This window comes from Acidisoma sp. 7E03 (genome assembly GCF_054665075.1).
On the sequence record NZ_BAAFHE010000036.1, the window covers coordinates 2,501 to 5,825 of the forward strand.

Consider the following 3,325-nt stretch of genomic DNA (forward strand, 5'->3'; position numbering starts at 1 on the left):
CACAGGAGCGTGAGAGAGAATGGATGTGCTGATGGTGCGTCCGTCTCGGACGGTTTGGATGTTTCTCGCATCCAGGCTGGAAGGGCGGCACTGGAGCGGAGCGGTTTGATCTGGCCTCTTTGGGTTGGATTGGATGGTTCCTGTGCAAGGTGGGGATTGTGGCGACTAGAGCGTCATGATCCGCGTGGTGTGAGCATGAGAAGGGCGTTCGGTGGATGCCTTGGCACCAGGAGGCGATGAAGGACGTGGCACGCTGCGAAAAGCCATGGGGAGCCGCGAGCAGGCGTTGATCCGTGGATATCCGAATGGGGAAACCCACCCAGCGATGGGTATCCTGATCTGAATACATAGGGTCAGGAGGCGAACCCGGGGAACTGAAACATCTCAGTACCTGGAGGAAAAGACATCAACAGAGATTCCGTCAGTAGTGGCGAGCGAAAGCGGAACAGGCCAGTGGTTGAGGTTGACTGAGCAGAACGGTCTGGAAAGTCCGGCGAGAGTGGGTGATAGCCCCGTATGCGAAGAAGTTGACTTTGATCCTTGAGTAAGGCGGGACACGTGAAATCCTGTCTGAAGATGGGGGGACCACCCTCCAAGCCTAAATACTCCCTGGTGACCGATAGTGAACAAGTACCGTGAGGGAAAGGTGAAAAGCACCCCGACGAGGGGAGTGAAAGAGACCTGAAACCGGACGCCTACAAGCAGTCGGAGCCGCATCTGCGGTGACGGCGTACCTTTTGTATAATGGGTCAGCGAGTTTCTGTTTGCAGCGAGCTTAAGCCGGTAGGTGTAGGCGCAGCGAAAGCGAGTCTGAAGAGGGCGACGAGTTGCAGGTAGAAGACCCGAAACCGAGTGATCTAGCCATGGCCAGGCTGAAGGTGCGGTAACACGCACTGGAGGGCCGAACCCACGCCTGTTGAAAAAGTCGGGGATGAGCTGTGGCTAGGGGTGAAAGGCCAATCAAACTCGGAAATAGCTGGTTCTCCGCGAAATCTATTGAGGTAGATCGTCAGGTGTTTACCCCGGGGGGTAGAGCACTGGATGGGCTAGGGGGCCCCAAAGGCTTACCAAACCTAACCAAACTCCGAATACCCGGAAGTATAGCCTGGCAGACAGTCCATGGGTGCTAAGGTCCGTGGACGAGAGGGAAACAGCCCAGACCGCCAGCTAAGGTCCCCAAGTTGTGGCTAAGTGGGAAAGGATGTGGGAATTCCAAAACAACCAGGAGGTTGGCTTAGAAGCAGCCATCCTTTAAAGAAAGCGTAATAGCTCACTGGTCTAATAGAAATCCTGCGCCGAAAATGTAACGGGGCTCAAGCCACACACCGAAGCTGCGGGTGCAGATTTATCTGCGCGGTAGCGGAGCGTTCCGTAAGCCTGCGAAGGGAGATGGGGTGACCCCTCCTGGAGGTATCGGAAGTGAGAATGCTGACATGAGTAGCGACAAACAGTGCGAGAAACACTGTCGCCGAAAGTCCAAGGGTTCCTGCGCAAGGTTAATCCGCGCAGGGTTAGCCGGCCCCTAAGGCGAGGGCGAAAGCCGTAGTCGATGGGAATCAGGTGAATATTCCTGAGCCTGCTGGAAGTGACGAATGCGAGATGTTGTCAGGGCTTATTGGATTGTCCTGGCTTTTTGAGCATTCCGGGAAATAGCTCCAGCGTATAGACCGTACCCGAAACCGACACAGGTGGACTGGTAGAGCATACCAAGGCGCTTGAGAGAACCATATCGAAGGAACTAGGCAAATTGCTCGCGTAACTTCGGGATAAGCGAGACCCGTTTGTGGGCAACCATGGGCGGGTGGCACAGAGCAGGGGGTAGCGACTGTTTAGTAAAAACACAGGGCTCTGCGAAATCGAGAGATGACGTATAGGGTCTGACGCCTGCCCGGTGCCGGAAGGTTAAGAGGAGGTGTGCAAGCACTGAATTGAAGCCCCGGTAAACGGCGGCCGTAACTATAACGGTCCTAAGGTAGCGAAATTCCTTGTCGGGTAAGTTCCGACCTGCACGAATGGCGTAACGACTTCCCCACTGTCTCCGGTATGGGCTCAGCGAAATTGAATTCCCCGTGAAGATGCGGGGTACCCGCGGTCAGACGGAAAGACCCTATGAACCTTTACTGCAGCTTTGCAGTGGTATCAGGGGAGCACTGTGTAGGATAGGTGGGAGGCTTTGAAGCCGGGGCGCTAGCTTCGGTGGAGCCATCCTTGAAATACCACCCTGGGCGCTTCTGATATCTAACCGAGACCAGTTATCCTGGTCCGGGACCCTGCATGGTGGGCAGTTTGACTGGGGCGGTCGCCTCCCAAAGTGTAACGGAGGCGCGCGATGGTGGGCTCAGGCCGGTCGGACATCGGCTGCTGAGTGCAATGGCATAAGCCCGCCTGACTGTGAGAGCGACAGCTCGATCAGAGACGAAAGTCGGCCATAGTGATCCGGTGGTCCCGCGTGGAAGGGCCATCGCTCAACGGATAAAAGGTACTCTAGGGATAACAGGCTGATCTCCCCCAAGAGTCCACATCGACGGGGAGGTTTGGCACCTCGATGTCGGCTCATCACATCCTGGGGCTGGAGCAGGTCCCAAGGGTTCGGCTGTTCGCCGATTAAAGTGGTACGTGAGCTGGGTTTAGAACGTCGTGAGACAGTTCGGTCCCTATCTGCCGTGGGTGTTGGAGACTTGAGAGGATTTGTCCCTAGTACGAGAGGACCGGGATGAACAGACCTCTGGTGTACCGGTTGTCGCGCCAGCGGCACAGCCGGGTAGCTAAGTCTGGACGGGATAACCGCTGAAAGCATCTAAGCGGGAAACCCACCTCAAAACCAGGTCTCCCTGAGGGTCGTGGTAGACCACCACGTCGATAGGCCGGGTGTGAAAGCGCAGCAATGCGTTCAGCTGACCGGTCCTAATCACCCGATAGGCTCACACAAACTACACACCACCTCGCACAGCAATCATCCAATCAAAAACACCAAAGCACATACCGATCTCTCTCATCCAAACCCTCGTTCACCACACCCAAAGGGTGGGTTGGACGACCTGGTGGCCATAGCGGGGACCCTACACCCGATCCCATCCCGAACTCGGCCGTGAAATGCCCCAGCGCCCATGGTACTGCGTCTTAAGGCGCGGGAGAGTAGGTCGCCGCCAGGTCTTCCAACCCACCCTTTACACGTATCTCCACGCAAGGCGACCACGCCGGGACACCACAAACCCAGCACCCCTCGCCCTTCACACCATCACCCCCGCGGGGTGGAGCAGCCCGGTAGCTCGTCAGGCTCATAACCTGAAGGTCACAGGTTCAAATCCTGTCCCCGCAACCAAAT

Annotated in this window: 1 tRNA gene and 2 rRNA genes; all 3 read left to right on the forward strand. The window is 56.5% G+C overall.

Annotation, left to right across the window (positions count from 1 at the left end):
• The first annotated feature begins 187 nt into the window (after positions 1–187).
• The 3 genes from ACYQ6W_RS22380 to ACYQ6W_RS22390 all read left to right on the forward strand — a co-directional run bounded on the left by ACYQ6W_RS22380 (position 188) and on the right by ACYQ6W_RS22390 (position 3,322).
• A 23S ribosomal RNA gene (locus ACYQ6W_RS22380) occupies positions 188–2,929 on the forward strand.
• Between the two features lie 108 nt (positions 2,930–3,037).
• Positions 3,038–3,152, forward strand: a 5S ribosomal RNA gene (gene rrf, locus ACYQ6W_RS22385).
• Between the two features lie 93 nt (positions 3,153–3,245).
• A tRNA-Met gene (locus ACYQ6W_RS22390) sits at positions 3,246–3,322 on the forward strand.
• The last annotated feature ends 3 nt before the right edge of the window (positions 3,323–3,325 follow it).